Consider the following 19,911-nt stretch of genomic DNA (forward strand, 5'->3'; position numbering starts at 1 on the left):
CTGAGGGCTGAAAGCCCGCACCATCGCACGGAATCACCCGCTGAGTTCAAACTGAATCTCCCCCACTTCCCATCGGACCCCCGCGCACGCCCGCCTCTCAAATCGGCTTTCCGCTAGCTTGCGTGAGTGCTACCTTCTTCAAACGATGCCTGTCTCCGAATCCAGTGCGAATGCCGAACCGCGCGGCCAGGCCTCGTTCCGAACTACCCATTGGAGCCTGGTAAAGGCCGCTGGGGGCAAACCATCGGAAGCCTCAGCCAAAGCCCTGGAGCTCTTGTGCCGCAGCTATTGGTTTCCGGTGTATGCTCACATTCGACGCCGGGGGCACGGTCCTGAAGAAGCCCAGGATCTCACCCAAGGCTTCTTCGAAGAGTTGCTGGGCAAGAACCGACTGGAGCGGGCGGATGCCTCTCGCGGCCGATTCCGCTCCTTCCTACTCGCTTCGGCCAATCACTACCTCAGTCACGAGTGGGAAAAACAGAACGCCCACAAGCGGGGGCGTGGCCAAAAAACCATCTCGTTGGATAGCCTGGAGTCAGAAGATCGCTATGAACTGGAAGCAGCTGTGGAGGCCTCGCCCGACCTGCTCTTTGACCGTCGCTGGGCCCGGACAATACTGGATCGGGTGTTCGGCGTTCTGCGCGCCGAATTCGATGTCGCCGGGCAGGTCAAACGATTCGACGTGCTGAAAGTATTCCTCCTGGGCGAACGAAGCGACCTTCCCCTCGCCGACGCAGCCGCCCGGCTGGGCATGTCGGAGCCCGCCATCAAGTCCGCGGTGCACCGGTTGCGGTTACGCTTCCGCGATGTGTTTCGCGCCGAGATCGCCGAAACCATCGACGATGCGGCTGAGGTGGACGACGAAATGAGGCATCTGCTTCGGGCCCTACGTGAAGGCTGAGCCGGTATGTTCCACGTCGAGGGCGAAACCTTTGCCTCGGTTTCCGTTAGAAACCAGTGACCGATGCGTATGACACGCGATTCCAGCAGCCGGTGCCCTATCTGCGGTGCAACCCTCGGTGCAGCCAGCACCGAAGGCCTGTGCTCCGCCTGCCTGGTGGAATCGGTTCTGGCGAGCGACCCTGATGAGCCTGCGCCGTCCATGCCTCCGGATCAGCCGGTGCCTCTGGTTAAAATCCTCGGTGAATTCGAGCTCCTTGAGCGCATCGGACAGGGCGGAATGGGTGTCGTCTACAAGGCTCGCCAGGCTCAGTTGGATCGGCTCGTCGCTTTGAAGCTGATTCATTCCCGGGAGGTGGCAGGACCCGACTTCGCGGAGCGGTTTCGCATCGAGGCGCGGGCGGCAGCCTCCTTGGAACACCCCAACATTGTGTCCGTCTTCGAAAGCGGCGAAATCGAGGGCCAGGCCTTTCTGGCCATGCGCCTCGTCGAAGGCCGGTCCTTGGATCAGGCGGCGGCCGCGCGGACGTACACCCCGGAGGCCGCGGCCAAACTGGTCATCAAAATCGCCGGAGCCGTTCACTACGCGCATCAGCGCGGAGTCCTTCATCGCGATTTAAAGCCAGGCAATGTATTGATCGACCAAGACGGCGAACCTCACTTGACCGACTTCGGCCTCGCGAGATTGATGGAGCACGACAGCACCGTCACCAGCACTCTCGCCACTCTAGGAACGCCATCCTACATGGCTCCCGAACAGGCCTCCGGCGGAACTGCCAGGGCCACTACCGCGACCGATACCTACGGTCTCGGCGCCATCCTTTTCGAAGCCCTGACGGGCAGCCCCCCGTTTTCGGGGCCGACCACCTATGAGACAGTGCGTCGCGTGCTGGAGACCGACGCTCCGAGGCCCTCCATCCTGGATTCCCGGATCCCGGCAGATCTCGACACGATCTGCCTGAAATGTCTCTCCAAAGACCCCAAGCATCGCTATGGCACCGCGCAAGAGCTGGCCCACGATCTGCAACGATGGCTGAACCACGAGCCCATCACGGCGCGCCCCACCACTTGGATCGAAAGAACCCTCAAATGGACAAGGCGCAACCCGGCGCTGGCAGCGCTGATCGTCGTGTGTGTCGTGGGCGCAGCTGGCTTCGTGGCAGAGCGATCCAGAGCCGCCCAGAATCTTCGCCTGGAGCGGGACTTCTCGATTCAACAGCAGCGGCGGGCCGAGGCGGTGTCGGCCCGACTGCTGGTCGAGGACGCCGACCGACAACTTGGCGCTGGGCGTCCCAGCCACGCCCTCGCGCTGTTTGCCCATCTGGTCCGCCAATCCTCCAGTAACTACGTCGCCGGCTCCCGCATTGTGTCGCTGCTGAACCATCGCAACTTCGCGCTTCCGCTGTACTCGACCCAAGTGTCACGCGGAGGCGTGCGCTCCCTGCACCTCAACCAATCCGGGGACGAGGCCGTGATGGCGACCGCCGATGGACACGCGGTATTCTTCAACACCCGGGACGGTCACGCGGTTCGCCAGCCGCTGCCCCACTCGTCGAGCATCCTCGTCGCACGCTATAGTCCAGACAATCAGTTCCTCCTCACCATAGGGGAGGAAGGATCGCCCCGCATCTGGAAGTCTTCTACCGGAGATCTGATTCAGACCCTTCGTTCGGAAACCAGCGGAAGCCGCTTCGCCGAGTTCAGCCCCGACGGTAGTCAAATAGCGACCTGCGGAGGTGTTGACCCCGTCAAGCTCTGGAGTTGGCGGACGGGAAAGGGGGTCCGCGAGCTTCGCAACAGCCAAAACATTTCGCGCGCCCGGTTCAGTCCGGATGGCCGGAAGATCGTCACAATTTCCTACCTGGACGGCTCGATAAGGCTGTGGGATTTGGGAACGCCCGAGCCCGAGATCGTGCGCGAGGCTCAGCTGCCATCCGAGTTGAGCCAGGTGGCCTGGAGCCCCGATGGGAAACGGATCGCCGCGCAAGCGGAGGGCTATGAGACCGTCAGTATCCTGGACGTAGACACCTTCAAATTCATCGCCGGCCCTTTCCGCCACGCCGCCCCGATCTCCAGTGTGGAGTTCAGTCGAGATAGCCGGCTCCTGTGCACAACCTCGGACGATCGAACCGCCCGGGTGTGGGACCTCTCCAATAATCTGCCCCTCACCGAACCTCTTTCACACCCCGCCGGAGTCCTGGGGGCGGAGATCCTTCCCGACTCCCGGTCACTGCTCACGGTCTGTGAAGATGGCTTTGTTCGGCTGTGGGATATCGATGAAGGACGTAGCCTTTCCGTCCCCCTGCCCCATCCCTCCGCGATCCTGCACGCGAGCTTCAGTCCGGATGGCCGAAGCGTGGCCACGGTAGCCAACGACAATCAGCTGCGCCTCTGGAATGCCGCGGAGGCCCGACTGATCCACGAGTTACCTCTCGATGTCGAGCCCCTGCATAGCGTCCACTTCAGCCCCGACTCATCCCGCGTCGCAGCGATTGAAGGAGCCAAGTTCGTCCAACGCATGGAAGTTCGTGAGGGCAACTCAGCCCATGTCATCGATGTGCGGACGGGCCTTCGCCTCGTCGGCCCGCTTCCCCACGGCAAGCGAATGACCAGCGCCCAGTTCAGTCGGGACTCCCAATACCTGCTCGCCGCCTCCTGGAGCGGAAAAGTCACTTGGAGCGACCTGCGCCACACCAACGTCGGAACCGAAGTGGTGTTTTCAGGTTCCGAGACTGCTCGTGCCAGCTCCATCTGCTCAGCACGGCTGTCGCCGAGCCAGAAGGAGGTGCTGGTGGCGCTGGAATTCGGTCGAGCTGAACTCCGATCCTTGTCGCCACCCAAGCTGATTGGGCGCTTCCAGCATGGAAAGGTGGTGCGCTGGGCGGACTTCAGCCCCTCCGGCAAACACGTCATCACCACCTCGGACGACCATACTGCGCGGCTTTGGAAGGTCGATGCCTTTGAACAGCCCCTGGCAGTGCTTTCGCACGATCACTTCGTGCTCGGAGCCCAGTTCAGCCAGGACGAAACCAAGCTGATCACGTACTCCAGCGATCGAACCGCCCGACTCTGGGAAGTGCCAACCGGACGCCTGTTGGCCGAGCCGCTGCGTCATGAAGACCAGGTTTGGTCGGCTTTCCTGACTCGGGACGGAACTCGAGCCATCACCACGACTTGGGCTGGAACGCTGAGAGTGTGGGATACCCGGACCGGCCTTCCCTTGACGGAACCGCTCGGTGGCGGCATCTGGAAAAAGCCATTCATCAGTCAGCCAGACGACGCGAGGCTAAGCCCCGACGAGCAGGTCGTGCTCTGCCTCTTCGCGGATCGTAGTGCACGTTTGATCGAGGTGCCCCGGCTGCCTTACCGCGTTCCCTCCTGGCTGGCCGACCTCGCGGAGGCTGTGGCCGGCCAGGCGTTCGACGCGGACCGGCGACCCTTGCCGGTGGCTATGGACAGCCTTATCCGACTGCGCGAACGCCTCTCTCAGCCCCCTCTCCGCGAGAGTCCTGACCGGCTGTGGGAAGAGTGGGCGCGCTGGTTCTTCGCAAACCGTCGCACCCGAACCCTCAACGCGTGGTCATCCTTAACGCGCGAGAGCCTGCGCGATACCAACGGGTTGACCCGCGAGCCGCTTCCCTAGCAGGCCGCAGATTTTCAGATGGTGTCAGTGGCCGATTTCCTCTAAACGCTTGGCCATGAAACTAACCTGGAAGGATTTCGAAGAGATTGCCTGGGCGTTGATGGACAAGTATCCCGATCAAGACCCCCTGAAGCTCAGCTTCCCGAAGCTGCATAAAATGGTCTGCGAGCTGGAGGACTTTGGGGATGCGCCGGACAAATCAAACGAAAAGGTCCTGGAGAATATCCAAATGGCCTGGTACGAAGAGAAGAAGTAAACGCGTTCCAGCATCCCATGCCAACCAAGACTATCATCAAGCCAGCCCAGGCTGCCCCAGCGCTGGGACCTTACAACCACGGCGTGCGGGTCGGAGACCTGCTGTTCTGCGCGGGCCAGATACCGATCGATCCTCAACACCCACAGGCCCCCTTCCCGCCGGACATCAAGGGCCAGACGGAACGGGTCTTGGACAACGTCCGGCTGATACTGGCCGACCAACACCTGAGCTTTGCCAACGTCGTCAAGACCACCGTCTTCATGACCAACCTAACCGACTTTGCGGGGATGAACGAGGTTTACAGCCGCTACTTCACGGCCGACTTCCCCGCCCGCTCCACCGTTCAGGTCGCGGCGCTTCCCCGAGGAGCCCAAGTGGAGATCGAAGTCATCGCCCACTACTGAGCGCACCCGGAGATTCTGTTGTCCCTCGATCATGATGTCGCTCGTCTATCTGCTAGTGGGTGTCGTTCTAGGAGGGACCATCGGATGGTTCATCCGCAGCAGTTCCCTGCCCAAGGCGCAGCGGGACGATCGCCTGGAGGAAGAGTTGCGGCAGCAGGCAACTCAGGCCCAGCAAAGCTTGGCGGCGACGCGCGATCAGCTCACGCAGTCCCAGACCACCGCCGCCAGCCTCGAAGCCACCCAACGATCCGCGCTGCTCCAACTCGAGGCGGCCCAGGTCGAGCTTGTCCAAAGCCGTTCAGCGCAGGAGCTCCTGCGCGATGAGCTTCGGAAAACCTCCGAGTCCGCGGCGACCGCGCGCGCCGAGGCGCAGGCCGCCGTCCACCAACTGGCCGAACAGAAAGTGCAGCATGAGCAGGAGCAAGGGCTCCTGCGCGAGGGGCAGAACCGCGCGCTCGCCGATCTCCGCGAGGCATTTAAGGCCTTGAGCAGCGATGCCCTGCGTCAGGTCCAACCCGAGTTTTTGCGGCTCGCCAACGAAACGTTTGCCAAGTTCGCCGAGGCCTCCAAAGGGGACCTCTCCCAGCGCCAGCAATCGATCGCCACCCTGGTAAAGCCGTTGGAGGAACAGCTGCACAGCTACCAGCAGCGATTACAGACGGCCGAGTCCTCCCAATCCAATCTGTTGGGCGAAATCCGGAAACAACTCGAAAGCCTCACCCAGCAGAGCCATTCGCTCTCGAGCGAGACCTCCCAACTTCGACGTGTGCTGAGTTCCAACCAGGCGCGAGGCCGATGGGGTGAAGAAACCCTTCGCCGGGTCGTCGAGGCAGCGGGGATGAGCACGCACTGCGACTTCACCGAGCAGGCCCAGTCGGATGACAGCAAGCCGGACCTGTTGATCCACCTCCCGGGCGAGCGCGTCATCATCGTCGATGCCAAGGTTCCCGACCTCGAATTTCTCAACGGATTGGAGAGCGCCGACGAGGTTAGCCGCAGTGAAGCGTTGGCCGAACATGCCAACCGCCTCAAGCAAACCATCAAGGCCCTAGCCGAAAGGGACTACCCAGCCAAATTCGAGAACTCGTTGGATTTCGTCGTGCTGTTTCTACCGGCGGAATCGCTTTTCAGTGCCGCCTTGGAAGGCGATCGAGAGCTGATGATTTGGGCTCAGAATCGTCGGATCCTGCTGGCCACTCCCTCCTCGCTCCTGGCCATCCTCCGCTCCGTCAGCGTGAGCTGGCAGCATCATGCTCAGACCCAGAACGCTCGCGACATCGCCACCGCCGCCCAGGAGCTCTACGGAAGGGTCTGCAAGTTTATCGAGCACTTTGAGCGGGTCCGCGACGGACTCGAAAAAGCCACCAACGCCTACAATCAGGCCGTCGGCAGCTACGAACGCCAGGTCCGCCCGAGCGCGGAGCGACTCAAACAGCTCGGTGGCGCCATTGAGGGAAAAGAAGCGGAGATCATTCCCCCGCTCGAAACCCCACTGCGACTGCCTCCAACCACGGGCATCAAAGAAGAGTCCTCCCAGACCACTTTGAGGACCTGAGTTCTGTGTCGGGCGACCTGTCCCCCTCCACCGCACACCGGGCTCATCCCTCCCGTTACGCCACTTCCTTCACGGATCACTTCACAACTCTACAGCAGTGGCTAGAACCCACCGGGTTCACAGACATAAGCCGGGGGTGCTCGCACCCCCGGAACTGTTAAAATTACGGAGCATCACGCAGTGATGCCACCGGCGTCTGCGATTTGCGTCACCCGACTTAACTAACCTAATCAGTTCGTCAGTCCATTGGCCGACGGGTGGCACGGCTTTCAGGGTTTCGCCCCCCCCAACTACCGAGCCGGCGGCTTCACAGCTGGGAACAAACCGGGGCAGCACCCGAAGGTCTGATGAAAGGTGTGACTGAAGTGGCTCAGGCTGTTGTACCCCACCTCCAAAGCGGCCTCAGTAACGTTGTACTTCCCGCTCTTGAGCAACTCGGCCGCTTTCTCCATACGGAGCTTCCGAAGATACTGGGGAATGGTCATTCCCGTTTCCCGCGAGAACGTACGGCTCAGATAGAACTGACTGCAGCCCACGGCTTTGGCGATCCGTTCTAAGGACAGGGGTTCAGCCATCCCGGCACGCAGCAGTTCCACCACCCGACCAACACGTTCCGATGCGACGTGTTGCTGGCGATGACAGAACAGCTCAGCCTCCGGCGGCGGCTCATATAAAAATGCCGCGGCCAACTCCAGCGCCTTGCCTCGATACCAAACCTCCTGGGCGGCAGCGTACACCGGGGGGCGTTGAAGACTCCGGACTATCTCCAGTTGTCCGCTCGTCATTCGACGGGAAGGGCCGACGGCCGAGTCTGTCCGCTGCGATTTCACGACGTCCACCACCAGCCCTGCCAGCCCTCCCACTTGCCCTCCCAGCTGCTCGGACAAAAACCGGGACGAGAACTCGATGGTGATGAATCGATGAACCTCCCCCGGCTCACGTGCTGCCTCTAACTTCCCGTCCCCCGAAAAGTAATACCCCACCGTCTGCTCTTCAAACTCAATGCGTCGCTGGCGGTCCGCGACCCATCCCTTCCCGCTCAGGTTCAGGCAGATCTCCAACGAACCCGGGTGAAAACTCCGTGCCCAGTCGATACGCTCGCTCAGCACAAAGTCATGCCACTCAAAGCTGACTCCCATCCGATGAAAACTACCGAACAGTTGCCTCCATTCTGCACCTTGAGACCTCCACAGCGCCGGTTCATCCAGAGGGGAATCGACAGGCGACACCGCCCCAGTCAGGGGTACGGTCCTGGGATCTGAATGCCTCGGATCAAGTGTCGCACGCTTCGCCAACGCCATAAGATCATGGTCCTAGCCGCGGGCTGCCAGCTCAATGACAAAATGAGGCCAGGAATCGCTCCCATCTCCGACTGTAAGAGTCATTGCAAGAACTCGTAGAAGGGTATGAAACTCTGATCCTCAACCAAAACCATTATGCAAAACAACGACCCTTCCTGTCCATGTCGCTGCCCCCGGATACCAGGTCCGACCAGCGCCTCCCAGACTCCCTGGAACCGCCTTCAGTGGCTCATCCTAGGGCTGCTGCTCGCCGTCGCTCTCCCTTCCCAAGGATGGGCGCAGATCACCGCCATCGCCGAAGTCATCAAAGCCGAGTGTGTCGAGATCACTTGCCCCACTAATCTCACCCTCTACACCTGCGACCGAACCGCCTCCCTCCGAAACTACCCGTTCGAGATCGTTTATACCTGCCCGAACGTTCCCCCCGCCTTGCTCGATGTAACGTTTGAATGCGATCCTCCTCCAGGTGAATTCGCCGTAGGGATTCACAAGGTAAACTGCATCGTTCGCGTTAACAGGAAAGAGGTCGGCAAATGCGAATTCACCATCACGGTCATCCAAGACAAGGAAGCCCCTAAAATCGAGTGCCCTCAGGATATGGTGGTGATCGCGTGCCAGAGTGTAACCGGAGCCTGTGGCGCCATCGTGAACTACCCATCCCCCATCGCGTCCGACAACAGCGGGTCGGTCGCCGTCACCTGCAACCCACCCTCGGGCAGTTTCTTCCCGTGCGGGGTGCACACCGTCGTCTGCACCGCATTCGACCGATGTCAAAATGCCACGCGCTGCGAGTTCAAAATTGTCGTTCGTGAAGCACCCCCCGTCCGAATCGTCTGTCCCACCAACCCCATCGTGGTGACGATTCCGTGTGAGACCAACTGCATCCCCATCCGATACCCCGCACCTTCCGTCGTGAACGGAACCCTGGTGGAATGCAAACCCGCGCCCGGCACTTGTCTGCCGGTGGGCGATCACGTGATTGTTTGCATCGCCAAGGATGACTGTGGCCGCACCGCCACCTGCGAATTCGTGGTCCACGTCCGTGCCGAACAAGCGGAACCCCCGAAAATCCGCTGCCCCGAACCGATCGTGGTAACCACCTGCGATCCCTGCGAAAAAGTCACCTACCCCGCGCCGGTGGTCGTCAACGGAGCTCTGGCCTTCTGTGATCCCCCGTCGGGCACGTGCTTTAAGCCTGGGGTCCACGTCGTGACCTGCGTCGCCACCAACGCGTGCGCCAAGGAAGTCTGCCGCTTCACGATCACCGTGCTCGAGAAACCCGCTGTGCAGATCCGCTGCCCCCAGGACATCGTCGTCGAAACCTGTGAAGACTGCGCGATTGTCCGATATCCAGACCCTATCGTGGTCAATGGAAAGCTGGTCGAGTGTGATCCTCCGTCGGGAACGTGCTTCAAACCCGGAGTGACCATCGTTCGATGCGTCGCCACCAACGAATGCAGCCGCACAGAGTGCAAATTCACCGTGACGGTCCGTCCGGGCGGGGCCAAGCCCGAAATCCGCTGCCCGCAGGACATCGTGGTGGAAACGTGCGAAGACTGCGCAATAGTGAATTACCCCGACCCGGTCGTGGTAAACGGGAAGCTCATCCAGTGTGATCCACCCTCTGGAACCTGCTTCAAACCGGGAGTGAACATCGTCACCTGCATCGCCACCAACCAATGCGGACGAACCGAATGCAAATTCACGGTGACGGTAAAGGAACAGCCGCGGCTGGGGATTCGCTGCCCGGAGGACATCGTGATCGAGACGTGTAACGAGGGCCAGATCGTTCACTTCCCCAGGCCAACGATAATCGGGGACACGGGGCTCGAGAACTATGTGCTGCGCTGCGATCCCCCTTCGGGATCCTTCTTCCCCGTGGGCACCAACAAAGTGGTCTGCTGCGTGATCGACCGCTGTCAGCGTCGGGTTTGCTGCGAATTCAACGTGATCGTCCGGCCGGGCCTGCCGTGCATGACTCCTCCGGGTAACATGGTCCTCTGGACGCCATTCGATGAACCTGCCGGGGTGGTGGCGTTCAACGCGATCAACGGGGCGCCCAGCGGGATGCACCTCAATGGGCCCGTTCCAGTGCTGGGACAGAAGGTGTTCAACAGCCTGGGCTTCGATGGCTTCAATGACTATGTGGCGGTGCCCAACTATGCCGCCATCATGCTCGCGCAAAGCGACCTCTCTATCGATGCCTGGATCCTCCGACGCGATACCGGCGGCCGACGCACCATCGTCAGCAAGATGGGCAGCCTCCCGGGCGCCGCCGACCCTCGTGGATATGAGTTCTACCTCAACCAAGGTATCATGCACTTGACTCTGGCTGGAACGACCGTCACCGACTTCAACTCGGGCGTCCTGGTTCCGGCCGACAACAAGTGGCATCACGTCGTGACCACCGTGCGTCGATCGGGCGGCGGTCTGGTTCGCTTCTTCTTGGATGGCGTTCAGATGAACGTCCAGGCGGCGGCGATCCCAGCCCCGCTGGCCAACAACTCCCGGCTTCACATCGGAGCCAGCACCTATCCGGTGCCGCAAAATCACTTCGCGGGTGCCATCGATGAGGTCGAAATCTTCAGTCGGCCGTTGACGCTGGCTGAGGTGAGCGGCCTGCATGCCGCCGATCGGGCCGGCAAGTGCAAGATCAAGTGCATCATCCCCTGGGATGTCAGTTTTCCCACCAACAGCGAATCTGTCACGGTGATGGCCAAGATCTGCAATTGCAGCGTCCTGCCTCAGACCGTGGCCTGGATGGCCACCGGCCCCATGCAAATCGCCGAGCCCAACAGCGGAGTCGTGGTTCTGCCGCCAACGACCTGCACCAACATCCCCATCAAGCTCGGACGCCCGACCAACAGCGTTCCGATCGGGTCTGTCGTCGAATGGAACCTGACCATCCTACCTCGGAACGGATGTCCCACGGTATGCCGAGGCTCGGTGATCAACCCAGGGCCCATCACCACCACTGTGACCGAAGACATTGTCCAAGTCCCGGGAACCGCTGGAACGGTCAATGTCCCGGTCAGCCTGGGCGGCCTTCCGGATGGTGCCCTCGTCCGGGTGCGAGCCATTGCCCCCGGCATGGAGCCAGACACCGAAAGCATCAGCCTGAATGGCTTGCCGCCGGGAACTCCTTGGATCGTCAATGGAAACGGGCCATCTCCGGCGGCGTTTGACCTGTCCTTCCGCATCCCGATCCGGTTCGTCCAAGCCGACCCTATCGGGCTATACACCATCCTCATCGAGACCGATGTAGACGGCGACCAGGATTTCGACACGCTCAGATCCTTCGATGTCGAGAATCCGGTAGTACCCCCTCCGACACTCCGACTGACCGAGACCGAGAAAGGGCTCCTCCTCGACTGGAACGACGAAGGGGATGGCATCTTGGAAGCCTCCAATGAGCCGACCGGGCCATGGAAAGCCATTGCGGAAGCCCGGCCTGGCTACTTGGTGCAACCCTCCGACAAACGGCTCTTCTTCAGGGTCTCCGTGCCCTTCATAACTCCGGAGGTGAAACCGGCCGGACGATAAAGATGAGATGAAGTTCTAAATTGATATCCCAGAGGCCGGCCATAGGCCTCTCAACTCAAAAGCGGGCGCTGGTACCAATCGAGCAGAAGGTGCCAGCGTCCGCTCCCTTTTGGGGGATTGTTGTTGCTCGAGCCTGGGAGGCTGACGTCGGCCCACGGTTCGGAATGTAGGAGCCGAGGCGAGCGTGCCCTACGGTCATGAATGCGGAGGGAACGCTTGTTACGCCGAACGCGTGTCAAAGGCGGAAGGAGACGAATCCTTCGAGCCAACCCGAACCAGGCCCGAGCGGCCTTACACCACAGAGACGGGAAGAACGCAGAGAGGGAGAGCAACGGGTGAACCACGGATTAAGAATCCTGAAGGGATCGGAAGTGAAACCCACTGGTTCTTTTCCATCCGAGTCATCCGAGAAATCCGTGGTTAAAACCTCGGTCTTAGGTTTCTCTGGAACGGCTCTCTCTGCGCCCCTTGCCGTCTCTGCGGTGCAACTGAGGCCCGCTTTGGCTCGTGGAGGAATAAAGGTTAACAGTGTAAAGCAGCGCGTAGCGAGGTCACCGAAGCGTTCAACCTTGCCTCACGCGATCCTTAATGATTCTCGGGTGGCGAGTGCTGCAAACGTTAGATTTTCCTGAGCGCCGTCGTCGGCAACGCCAACTCGTCACTCCTCACTCACTACCGCTCAGGTCACAACCTACTTTCCGGCAGCTTCCGGCTTCTGCGAGGTCACCCATTCGATGGTGATTTTCACATCGTCGCCAGTCTTGATCAGCCCCAGCGCGAGGCTCGGAGCAGGAGGCTTGATGCCGAAGTCCGTCATTTTCAGGTTGGCCACGCCCTTGAACTTGAGCTTTGAGGCCACGGAGCGATCACAGGTCACGACCATGGACGCATCCTTGGTCACACCGGAGATCGTCAGTTTGCCGGCTGTGTCAAAAACGAGCGGATCAGCCGCCGTTTTGGGAGCTTCCTTCAAGGTCATCTCGGAAAGCTCGTAATCGATCTTGGGAAACTCAGTGGCCTTCATGTGCTCCTGCATGACTTCATCCATGCGCACGGTGCCGCTCTTCAGCGAACGGACCGGGATCGTCGCCTTGGCCTTGGCGTTGACCTTGCCCGGAGCTGGCGTGCCCATAATGGGAAAAGCCGGATCAATTTCGAATCGGCCCCCGATGATCTTTCCATCGACCGACCAGTCATGAATGGTCGAGGAACCATCAATCTTGACGGAGCTGCCGGCCGCTTCGGCTCTATAGACTGACAAGCTCTGGGCGGACGCCGAGAAACCAAGCAGCAAGCTGGATAGAACCAGCGCGGAGTTTCGAACAAACAATGTTTTCATGGGAAGTGGATTCAGACGATCTAAGGTCTTATGCCATCAACAATCTAGCCAGTTGGACTGGACTGCCAAGGGGCTCATTCAAATCGGTTTAGGATGGGCTTAAATCACGAAGATCTGACCGGGCAGTTCGATACGCTTTTGTCCCATCACAGCCTCGTTCGCCTTGATCGCCAGAACCGTGGCGCGGAAGCCTTCCGCGATGGTTGCCGCGGGCATGAGAGACTTGCTCAGGCTTCCCAAGTACTCCTTCAGCGCCTGCTTGTCGGTCGCGTCGAAGTTGTCGGTGAAGTCGGTCACCCCATCCGAGATCGTGTGAACGTTGTGCAAGAAAGCCTCCAGCGCGAAATAGAGCGGCGTATTGGAATACGGGGCCTCTTCCGCCGGCTTCTCGCCTTGAGCGGCCAGCTTGGTGGCGTTGGCTACCAAGGCAATACCCAGCTCCCCATAAAAGGCGTCCTTGCGGGCATAGACCTCCCAACCCAACAGCGGAGCATCGGCCTCACGGAACATCCACGCTTTGTTCTTCCGCACCATTACGGTACTGTCGGTCCCGTAGTACGTCTCATAATCGCTGTCGAAGGACGTCGCCAAGGAGGCCTCGAAGTTCACCAGGATTCGTTCCGAATATTCAACCGTGGCTTGGAGAGTGTCAGGCACCTCGCGTCCGTCGTTCCACAGCTGGGTGGAACCGTAGCCAGAAATCGCAATCGGCTCGGCCTTCAGAAACCAGCCGGCGTTGTCCAAATGCTGAATCCCGATCTCGCCGACCAAACCGAGCGAGACATCTTTCCGCAATCGCCAGTTCAGCTCGCGCTCGCGCTCCGGATTCGGAGAAGTCCGACGCCAGCTCTCCTTCTTGTGCCACTGGGACCGTCCCTTGAACATCCGCCCCGTGGCCCCGCTCCGGATAAACTTCAATAAGAAGTGACGCTGAGGATCCGACCGATGCTGCAAGCCCGGATGAAACACCTGGGCCGAGTGATCCTGGGCCGCCTTGGCGATCGCACGGGCATCATCGATGGTGTTCGCCAAGGGCGCCTCGCAGTAGACATGCTTGCCGGCCTGCAAGGCATCCAACACGACCTGCTTGTGCTCGTGCGTGGGCGTCGCGATCACGACTGCCTTGATGTCCTTGTTCTCGAGCAGCTTCCGATAGTCCTCGTAGCCTTCAGCTCCCGGAGCCGCATCCTTGGCTCGGCGCAGGAACGCCTCATAGGGCTCCGCCACGCCCAACACCTTGGCATTAACCAACTGCCCAAGCGTCTTGACCACATCCCGCCCCCAGTAGCCGCACCCGATGACTCCGATGTTGACCGGCGCATTGGGCTTCTTATCCGTCGCAGCGGCATCCGCCGCGCCGGCTTGCCTGGCAGTCAAAACGCCGCCCGCAGCCGCGGCCACCAAAGTCGCCGTCGAAGAATGGCGCAGAAAATCACGTCGGTTCAAATCAGGCACCCCGGCGGGTGATGTCGATTGCATGTTCATTGATAAAGTATTGTGTACGGGAAATGGGGGGAACTCCAATGTTTTTTTGGTCGGAAAGGGGCCAGAACCCCCCATCCCATTCACTCCTGTATCTGCTCCCTACCCGCGTAGCCGGAATCCAAATCGTGCCAGTGCTCAACATCGGGCTCGCCACGCTCCCAACACAGAAAAACTTCGCGGCCGGCCAGGATCGAGGGAAAATCAACCAGCCCCCGCTCAAGGTCCTTGATCATGATCTCACGCGAGGAGAACTCCCTCAGCAATGACCGCATCTCCAAAAAGGCACTCAGGTAGGACTTGGTCAGGCTTCCGCCCGTCTCACACCCCATGGACAGCATTTTTTCCAGTCGAGGACCCGAACGCTCGAGGGTATGACGGGCCCGATCCATGGCGTCCAGCCAGTGAGTGAGCTGCGGAATCAGACGACGCGCTTCTTCCCTCGTGTAGTGGTGATTAAAACGATAGCGCATGGGAGGCTCAGGGTGATGCCGCTAGAATCGCCGCGCGCGCGCTCATTTCCCGGGAGCGGCCTCCGAGGCATCCAGTTTCTTCTGGATCTCTGGGTTAGGCTCGATTTTCAGCGATTTTCTCCAGGATTCCATCGCCCGCCGAACATCTCCCAGCGCTTGATAGATATCCCCCAAATGGTCGAACAGAGTGGGATCCGGCTCCGGGGTGTTTTCGATGGCTTTAAGCATCGGCCCCAGAGCCTCCTTGGGCTTGCCCTGCTTGTAGAAGAGCCAGGCCTGACTGTCCAAAAACGCCCCATTCTTGGGCTCTAGCCGAACCGCTCGGTCGATCAGCTTCTTGGCCTCGTCCAGTTTGATCCCCTTCTCGACCCACATATAGCCGAGGTAGTTCAAGGCCTCCGCAAAATCCGGCATGATCTCGATGGCCTTGCGGAAGTGTTTCTCGGATTCCTCGTAGCTCTGGTTGCGTTCATGGGCGGACCCCAGCTGGAAATAGAAGAAATGGGTGAGTCGATTGGTTTCCCGCGTGCGCGCGATGATCTCGGCGGTCGTGAAGCGTCGAACCGCATTGGAGTAATCCTTCATCCGCGCCAGCGCGAGGCCCGACAGGAACTCGGTCTGGAAAGTCTCCGAGAACCGACGTCGCGCGTCGTCCAGGGTCTCTAACCCGGCACGAACATTGCCGGAATTAACCTGGGCAATCGCCAAGTCATAGTAAGCCGGCTCGAAGGTGGGGGTGAGAACCACCGCTTTGCGCAGGTAGTCCTCCGCTTCCTTGAACTTGTTGTCCTGCAAGGCCAGGCTGCCCAAAATCAGGTACGCTTGGGGATACCGGCTCGGCTCCTCCTTGATCAGTGCCTCCATCTGCTCGATGGCACGCTTGGAATCGCGAGACTGCAGAAAAAGGTCTGCCAACCGTTCGCGCAACGGGGTAGCTTGGGGATACTTCTCCACCAGCTTGAGATAAAGGTCGATGGCCTTGGCGTTCTGGCCTACCAACATATAGGCATCGGCCGCCCGCTGTTGAACAATCGCCGGATTGTCCTTCATCACCATCACCCGATCCAAAAGTTCGGTCGCGCGTTTGCGCACCAACGCCTTCGTCTCCGGTTTGGGCTGAGGCTGCCCGATCCATAGCTCCGCCAATTCCACCAGGTACTGCGCGGTAGGGTTCTTGAGCTCCCCGGCTCGCTCCAGCACCTTCAGGGATTCTTCCGGCTTGCCTTCCTTGAGATAGAGCTGGGAAAGATTTTGATGACCGATCAACAACGACGGCGACCGCTTGATGGCCTCCAGGTTCGAGTCGATCGCTTCCGCGTTTCGTCCCAGACTGGCATAAATCGAGGCCAGAAATGCAGACAAAACCCCCGAGCCCCCAGCCCCGATGGCTTCCCGCAGCACGGTGATCGCCTTCTCCGAGTCCTTGTTGACGAGGTGGCGACGGGCTACATCGAGAGCGAGTCCATCCTGAGAAGGATCCGATTGCACCGCCCGCTCATAATGCTCGAGCGCGAGCTTGTCTTCATCGCGCAGATCCGCGATGAGCCCCGCGCCGAACTGGGCGTGAGCCTCAGCTCTCCGCTCCTCCTCGGGGGAAATCGGCTTGCCGTTCAATAGCTCTCGCGACGACTTGGACTTGCTGCGAGGCGAGGATCCCCCCCCAACACCGCCCGAGCTAGGCGAATAGGCGCAGCCCCCCAATACCAAGCCAGCAATAAACAAAGCTGTGGCGATGGAGAATCGACGCCCGAGTATGATTGGCGTGGTCTGCATGGATAAAAAGTGCAACCCGGCTTGAGACCTGAGCCGGGTTGCACCAAAGCAAAACGCGAAAGGCGCTTACTTCTGCCAGGTACGCTTCTTATGGCGGTTAGCCCGAAGCTTCTTGCGGCGTTTATGTTTGTTAATCTTAGCTTTCCGACGTTTCTTCAGTGAACCCATAACTTAGTTGTGCTCAGTAAACCACTTTGTTCAGTGGATATTCAATAATTCCTTCGGCCCCGGCAGCTTTTAGTTTCGGGATCAATTCCCGAACGACATGCTCGTCAATGATGGTCTCCACCGCCACCCATCCTGATTGACTCAGGCTGGAGATCGTGGGATTCCGCAAAGCCGGCAAGCTGTCGAGCAGCGACCGAAGATTCTTTTCCGCGATGTTCATCTTCAACCCGACCTTCGCCTCGGCTTCGAGGGCGCCCTTCAGCAGCAGGGCCAGGGTTTCGATCTTTTCGCGCTTCCAGCGGTCCTTCCACGCCTTGCGATTCACTATCAACCGAGGCGTTGAGACCAGCAAAGTGTCCACAATCCGAAGCTTGTTGGCACGCAACGAAGAACCCGTTTCGGTAATTTCTACAATCGCGTCGACCAACTCATGCGCCTTGACCTCAGTAGCTCCCCAAGAGAACTCGACGTGGGCCTTGACACCATGCTTGCGGAGATACTTCTTGGTGAGGTTGACCACCTCGGTGGCAATCCGCTTGCCCTTCAAGTCTTTAACGGAACGGATAGAGGATTCCTCGGGCACTGCCAAAACCCAGCGCGCCGGTTGGCGCGTCGCCTTGCTGAAGAGAAACTCCCCTACCTCATGAACGTCAGAATCGTTTTCCTGCACCCAGTCGTGACCCGTAATCCCACAATCCAAGTAACCTAGCTCGACATAGCGGCTGATCTCTTGGGCGCGAATCAAACGAATCTCAAGTTGCTCGTCGTCCACATAGGGGACATACGAGCGGCTGCTCACCTGAATGTTGAAGCCCGCCTTCCCCATCTTTTCGATGGTGGCTTCTTGAAGGCTGCCTTTCGGCAAACCAAACCGGAGTTTGGACTCTTTCTTCATGTATAATCGTCTGTTCGGTCCCCATTTCGGAACCGGAGCACGGTGATCTGCCAGGTTTGGCGACACAATGCGATGTTTTTCTTTATGTGAATAACCTGTGAGCATCTGCCAACAACTCGGAATTGAGTCCCCCGAGAAAATCGAATTTTCTAAGGGGGCGGAGCATCAGAGACAGGAGCCACGACACAAACAACGTGGAAACCAGGGTGGAAAACCATGCACATGGAGCAACGGACAGCCAACGAAATGAGTGACTTAGGAGCCCAGCTGCGACAGCTTTGCAGCGCGTTGCCGGATTGCCGGGCTCTGGATCCTCAGTTGGAGGGGGTTCGCGAGGCAGCCCTGGCGGACCTGTATGTCACGCTCCAAGACCTCACCAGTCTCTATTACGAGGCGCGACTCCTCTCCCAAGCGGGCTCGCAGGCTTCCCAACCCCTCCGTGCCGCCGCTGCCTCTTCCTCAGGCCGAGCCCTCGCCGATTACTTGTTCGCCCACCCAGACCGTTGCGACGAGACTCTCCGATCCCTCGGTGGAGAGTTCCCTAGCGGCCAAACAGCGAACGTTTTCAAAAAGCCAACCCCCAAGCCAACCCTCGCCGACTTCACGGAAGTCCCGGTGTTTAAGACGAGCGGCTCAGGGGGCGGGACGAACGAGCGCTTGAGCAGGAAGGGCTAACCCCCGTAGTCTCTCCGAGCACATGTCTCAAGCCGAGTCGTTTTCGGGGTCCGATGATCCCAAGTCCCAGCGTCGCCGCTCCAAACGCGGATCACGCCAAACCAATGCGCTTCAACCCGCCTCGGGTGACCGCCTGCCCCCCCACTCCCTCGAAGCCGAACAGGGCGTGCTGGGCTGCATCTTCATTGCCCCCAATGAATGCCTGGGCGAGTGTGTCGAGAAACTCAAGGCCGGCGCTCAAGCCTTTTACGACCTCCGTCACCAAACCCTATTTGAGCACCTGGTCGAGATGTATGAGGCGAAGCAGCCGGTCGACCTGATCACCGTTCCCCAAAGGCTGAAGGATCAGGGACTGCTCGACGGCGTAGGCGGCCTCGCCTACCTGGCTTCCCTGCCGGATTCCACGCCCTCAGCCGCGAACCTCTCCTACTATCTGGAGATTCTGAAGGAGAAATACCTGCTGCGACGGATGTTGGCGACCTGCTCCAACGTGATGTCGCGGGTGTATGAGCACGAAGGTGAGGTGGACGGCCTGCTCGACGAAACCGAGCGAGACATTCTTCAGATCAGCGAAGCTCGCGTCGAGCCGGAATCCAAAGGGATGCGCGACCTGGTCCGCAATGCCATCAACACGATCGAGCACTATCAGCAACGCCAGGGCATGCTCACCGGTTTGGCTACGGGGTTCACCGACCTCGACAAGATGACCAGCGGGCTGCATGGCGGAGAAATGATCGTGATCGCCGCCCGTCCCAGTATGGGCAAGACCTCTCTGGCGATGAACATCGCCGAACATGTCGTTCTGGAAGAGAAGCTTCCAGTAGGGGTGTTCAGTTTGGAAATGACCGCCGATTCCCTGGTGCTGCGCTTGATGTGTTCGCGGGCTCGGGTGAACCTGCGCGACATCCGGGGTGGGTTCATCGCCGAACGCGACTTCCCCAGGCTGACCAGCGCCGCCGGTAAATTAGCGGCTGCCCCGCTCTATATCGACGACACCCCCGGCCTCTCGGTGCTGCAACTCCGGGCCAAAGCCCGCCGCATGTGGCAGCAATACGGCGTAAAGCTCTTTGTCATTGACTACCTGCAGCTGCTTCATTCTACTGCGCGCCGTGTTGAAAACCGTCAGCAGGAAATCGCTGACATCTCCAGCGGTGTCAAAGCTTTAGCGAAGGAACTGAAGGTTCCGGTCATCGTGCTGAGCCAGCTCAACCGCGAGTTCGAGAAGGAAAAAAACCGCAAACCGCGGATGTCTGACTTGCGCGAGTCCGGAGCCATCGAGCAGGATGCCGATCTGATCGGGCTGCTTTACAAAGTAAGCAGCGGGGATGAGGAAGAGGGTGCGGCTCCGAGCGCGGAAGACGAAGCCATACCGGTCAACCTCCTCATCGCCAAGCAACGTAACGGTCCGACTGGCGACGTAGAAATGGTTTTCCGTAAATCGATTACTCGGTTCGAGAACAAGTCCAAGATCAGCGAGGACTCCATCCCGACCTAACTCAAGTTG

The 19,911-nt window shown here is 59.7% G+C and carries 15 protein-coding genes; 8 read left to right on the forward strand and 7 right to left on the reverse strand.

What is annotated here, in order from left to right; all coding sequences use genetic code 11:
- The first annotated feature begins 145 nt into the window (after positions 1-145).
- The 5 genes from JNN07_26410 to rmuC all read left to right on the forward strand — a co-directional run bounded on the left by JNN07_26410 (position 146) and on the right by rmuC (position 6,758).
- Positions 146-901 carry a sigma-70 family RNA polymerase sigma factor gene (locus JNN07_26410; GenBank protein MBL9171294.1) on the forward strand — a complete coding sequence of 252 codons (756 nt, stop codon included), beginning with the start codon at positions 146-148 and terminating at the stop codon, positions 899-901.
- A 69-nt stretch (positions 902-970) separates the two neighbouring features.
- Positions 971-4,543 (forward strand): protein kinase, encoded by a 3,573-nt coding sequence (locus JNN07_26415; protein MBL9171295.1) that lies wholly within the window; start codon positions 971-973, stop codon positions 4,541-4,543.
- A 55-nt stretch (positions 4,544-4,598) separates the two neighbouring features.
- Positions 4,599-4,799, forward strand: a complete 201-nt coding sequence (iscX, locus tag JNN07_26420) for a Fe-S cluster assembly protein IscX (GenBank protein ID MBL9171296.1) — start codon at positions 4,599-4,601, stop codon at positions 4,797-4,799.
- A gap of 17 nt (positions 4,800-4,816) precedes the next feature.
- The gene (locus JNN07_26425) at positions 4,817-5,203 is read left to right on the forward strand and encodes a reactive intermediate/imine deaminase (GenBank protein MBL9171297.1); all 387 of its coding nucleotides are present in this window, start codon (positions 4,817-4,819) and stop codon (positions 5,201-5,203) included.
- A gap of 31 nt (positions 5,204-5,234) precedes the next feature.
- Entirely contained in the window at positions 5,235-6,758 is a 1,524-nt protein-coding gene (gene rmuC / locus JNN07_26430) for a DNA recombination protein RmuC (protein ID MBL9171298.1), read from the forward strand.
- Between the two features lie 290 nt (positions 6,759-7,048).
- Here rmuC and JNN07_26435 read toward each other — a convergent pair whose 3' ends face one another.
- Positions 7,049-7,897, reverse strand: a complete 849-nt coding sequence (locus JNN07_26435) for a helix-turn-helix transcriptional regulator (protein ID MBL9171299.1) — start codon at positions 7,895-7,897, stop codon at positions 7,049-7,051.
- Positions 7,898-8,194: 297 nt separating this feature from the next.
- Between JNN07_26435 and JNN07_26440 the strand changes: the two genes are divergently transcribed.
- On the forward strand, positions 8,195-11,602 hold the full coding sequence (locus tag JNN07_26440) for an HYR domain-containing protein (protein MBL9171300.1): 3,408 nt from the start codon (positions 8,195-8,197) through the stop codon (positions 11,600-11,602).
- A 691-nt stretch (positions 11,603-12,293) separates the two neighbouring features.
- Here JNN07_26440 and JNN07_26445 read toward each other — a convergent pair.
- The 6 genes from JNN07_26445 to JNN07_26470 form a co-directional block, all read right to left on the reverse strand.
- Positions 12,294-12,941 carry a YceI family protein gene (locus JNN07_26445; protein ID MBL9171301.1) on the reverse strand — a complete coding sequence of 216 codons (648 nt, stop codon included), beginning with the start codon at positions 12,939-12,941 and terminating at the stop codon, positions 12,294-12,296.
- 99 nt (positions 12,942-13,040) lie between these two features.
- Entirely contained in the window at positions 13,041-14,420 is a 1,380-nt protein-coding gene (locus tag JNN07_26450; protein ID MBL9171302.1) for a Gfo/Idh/MocA family oxidoreductase, read from the reverse strand.
- A gap of 86 nt (positions 14,421-14,506) precedes the next feature.
- Positions 14,507-14,896 (reverse strand): DUF2203 domain-containing protein, encoded by a 390-nt coding sequence (locus tag JNN07_26455; GenBank protein MBL9171303.1) that lies wholly within the window; start codon positions 14,894-14,896, stop codon positions 14,507-14,509.
- 42 nt (positions 14,897-14,938) lie between these two features.
- Positions 14,939-16,669: a tetratricopeptide repeat protein gene (locus JNN07_26460; GenBank protein ID MBL9171304.1), complete on the reverse strand. Its 1,731-nt coding sequence runs from the start codon at positions 16,667-16,669 to the stop codon at positions 14,939-14,941.
- Between the two features lie 66 nt (positions 16,670-16,735).
- A complete protein-coding gene (locus JNN07_26465; protein ID MBL9171305.1) occupies positions 16,736-16,837 on the reverse strand; it encodes an AURKAIP1/COX24 domain-containing protein in 102 nt (33 codons plus the stop codon).
- 13 nt (positions 16,838-16,850) lie between these two features.
- Positions 16,851-17,732 (reverse strand): ATP phosphoribosyltransferase, encoded by an 882-nt coding sequence (locus JNN07_26470; protein MBL9171306.1) that lies wholly within the window; start codon positions 17,730-17,732, stop codon positions 16,851-16,853.
- Between the two features lie 246 nt (positions 17,733-17,978).
- Here JNN07_26470 and JNN07_26475 point away from each other — a divergent pair, with 246 nt between their 5' ends.
- Both JNN07_26475 and dnaB read left to right on the forward strand, forming a co-directional pair.
- Positions 17,979-18,407 (forward strand): hypothetical protein, encoded by a 429-nt coding sequence (locus JNN07_26475; protein ID MBL9171307.1) that lies wholly within the window; start codon positions 17,979-17,981, stop codon positions 18,405-18,407.
- Positions 18,408-18,429: 22 nt separating this feature from the next.
- On the forward strand, positions 18,430-19,902 hold the full coding sequence (gene dnaB, locus JNN07_26480; protein ID MBL9171308.1) for a replicative DNA helicase: 1,473 nt from the start codon (positions 18,430-18,432) through the stop codon (positions 19,900-19,902).
- Positions 19,903-19,911 lie beyond the last annotated feature (9 nt).

Source organism: Verrucomicrobiales bacterium (genome assembly GCA_016793885.1).
GTDB lineage: Bacteria > Verrucomicrobiota > Verrucomicrobiia > Limisphaerales > UBA11320 > UBA11320.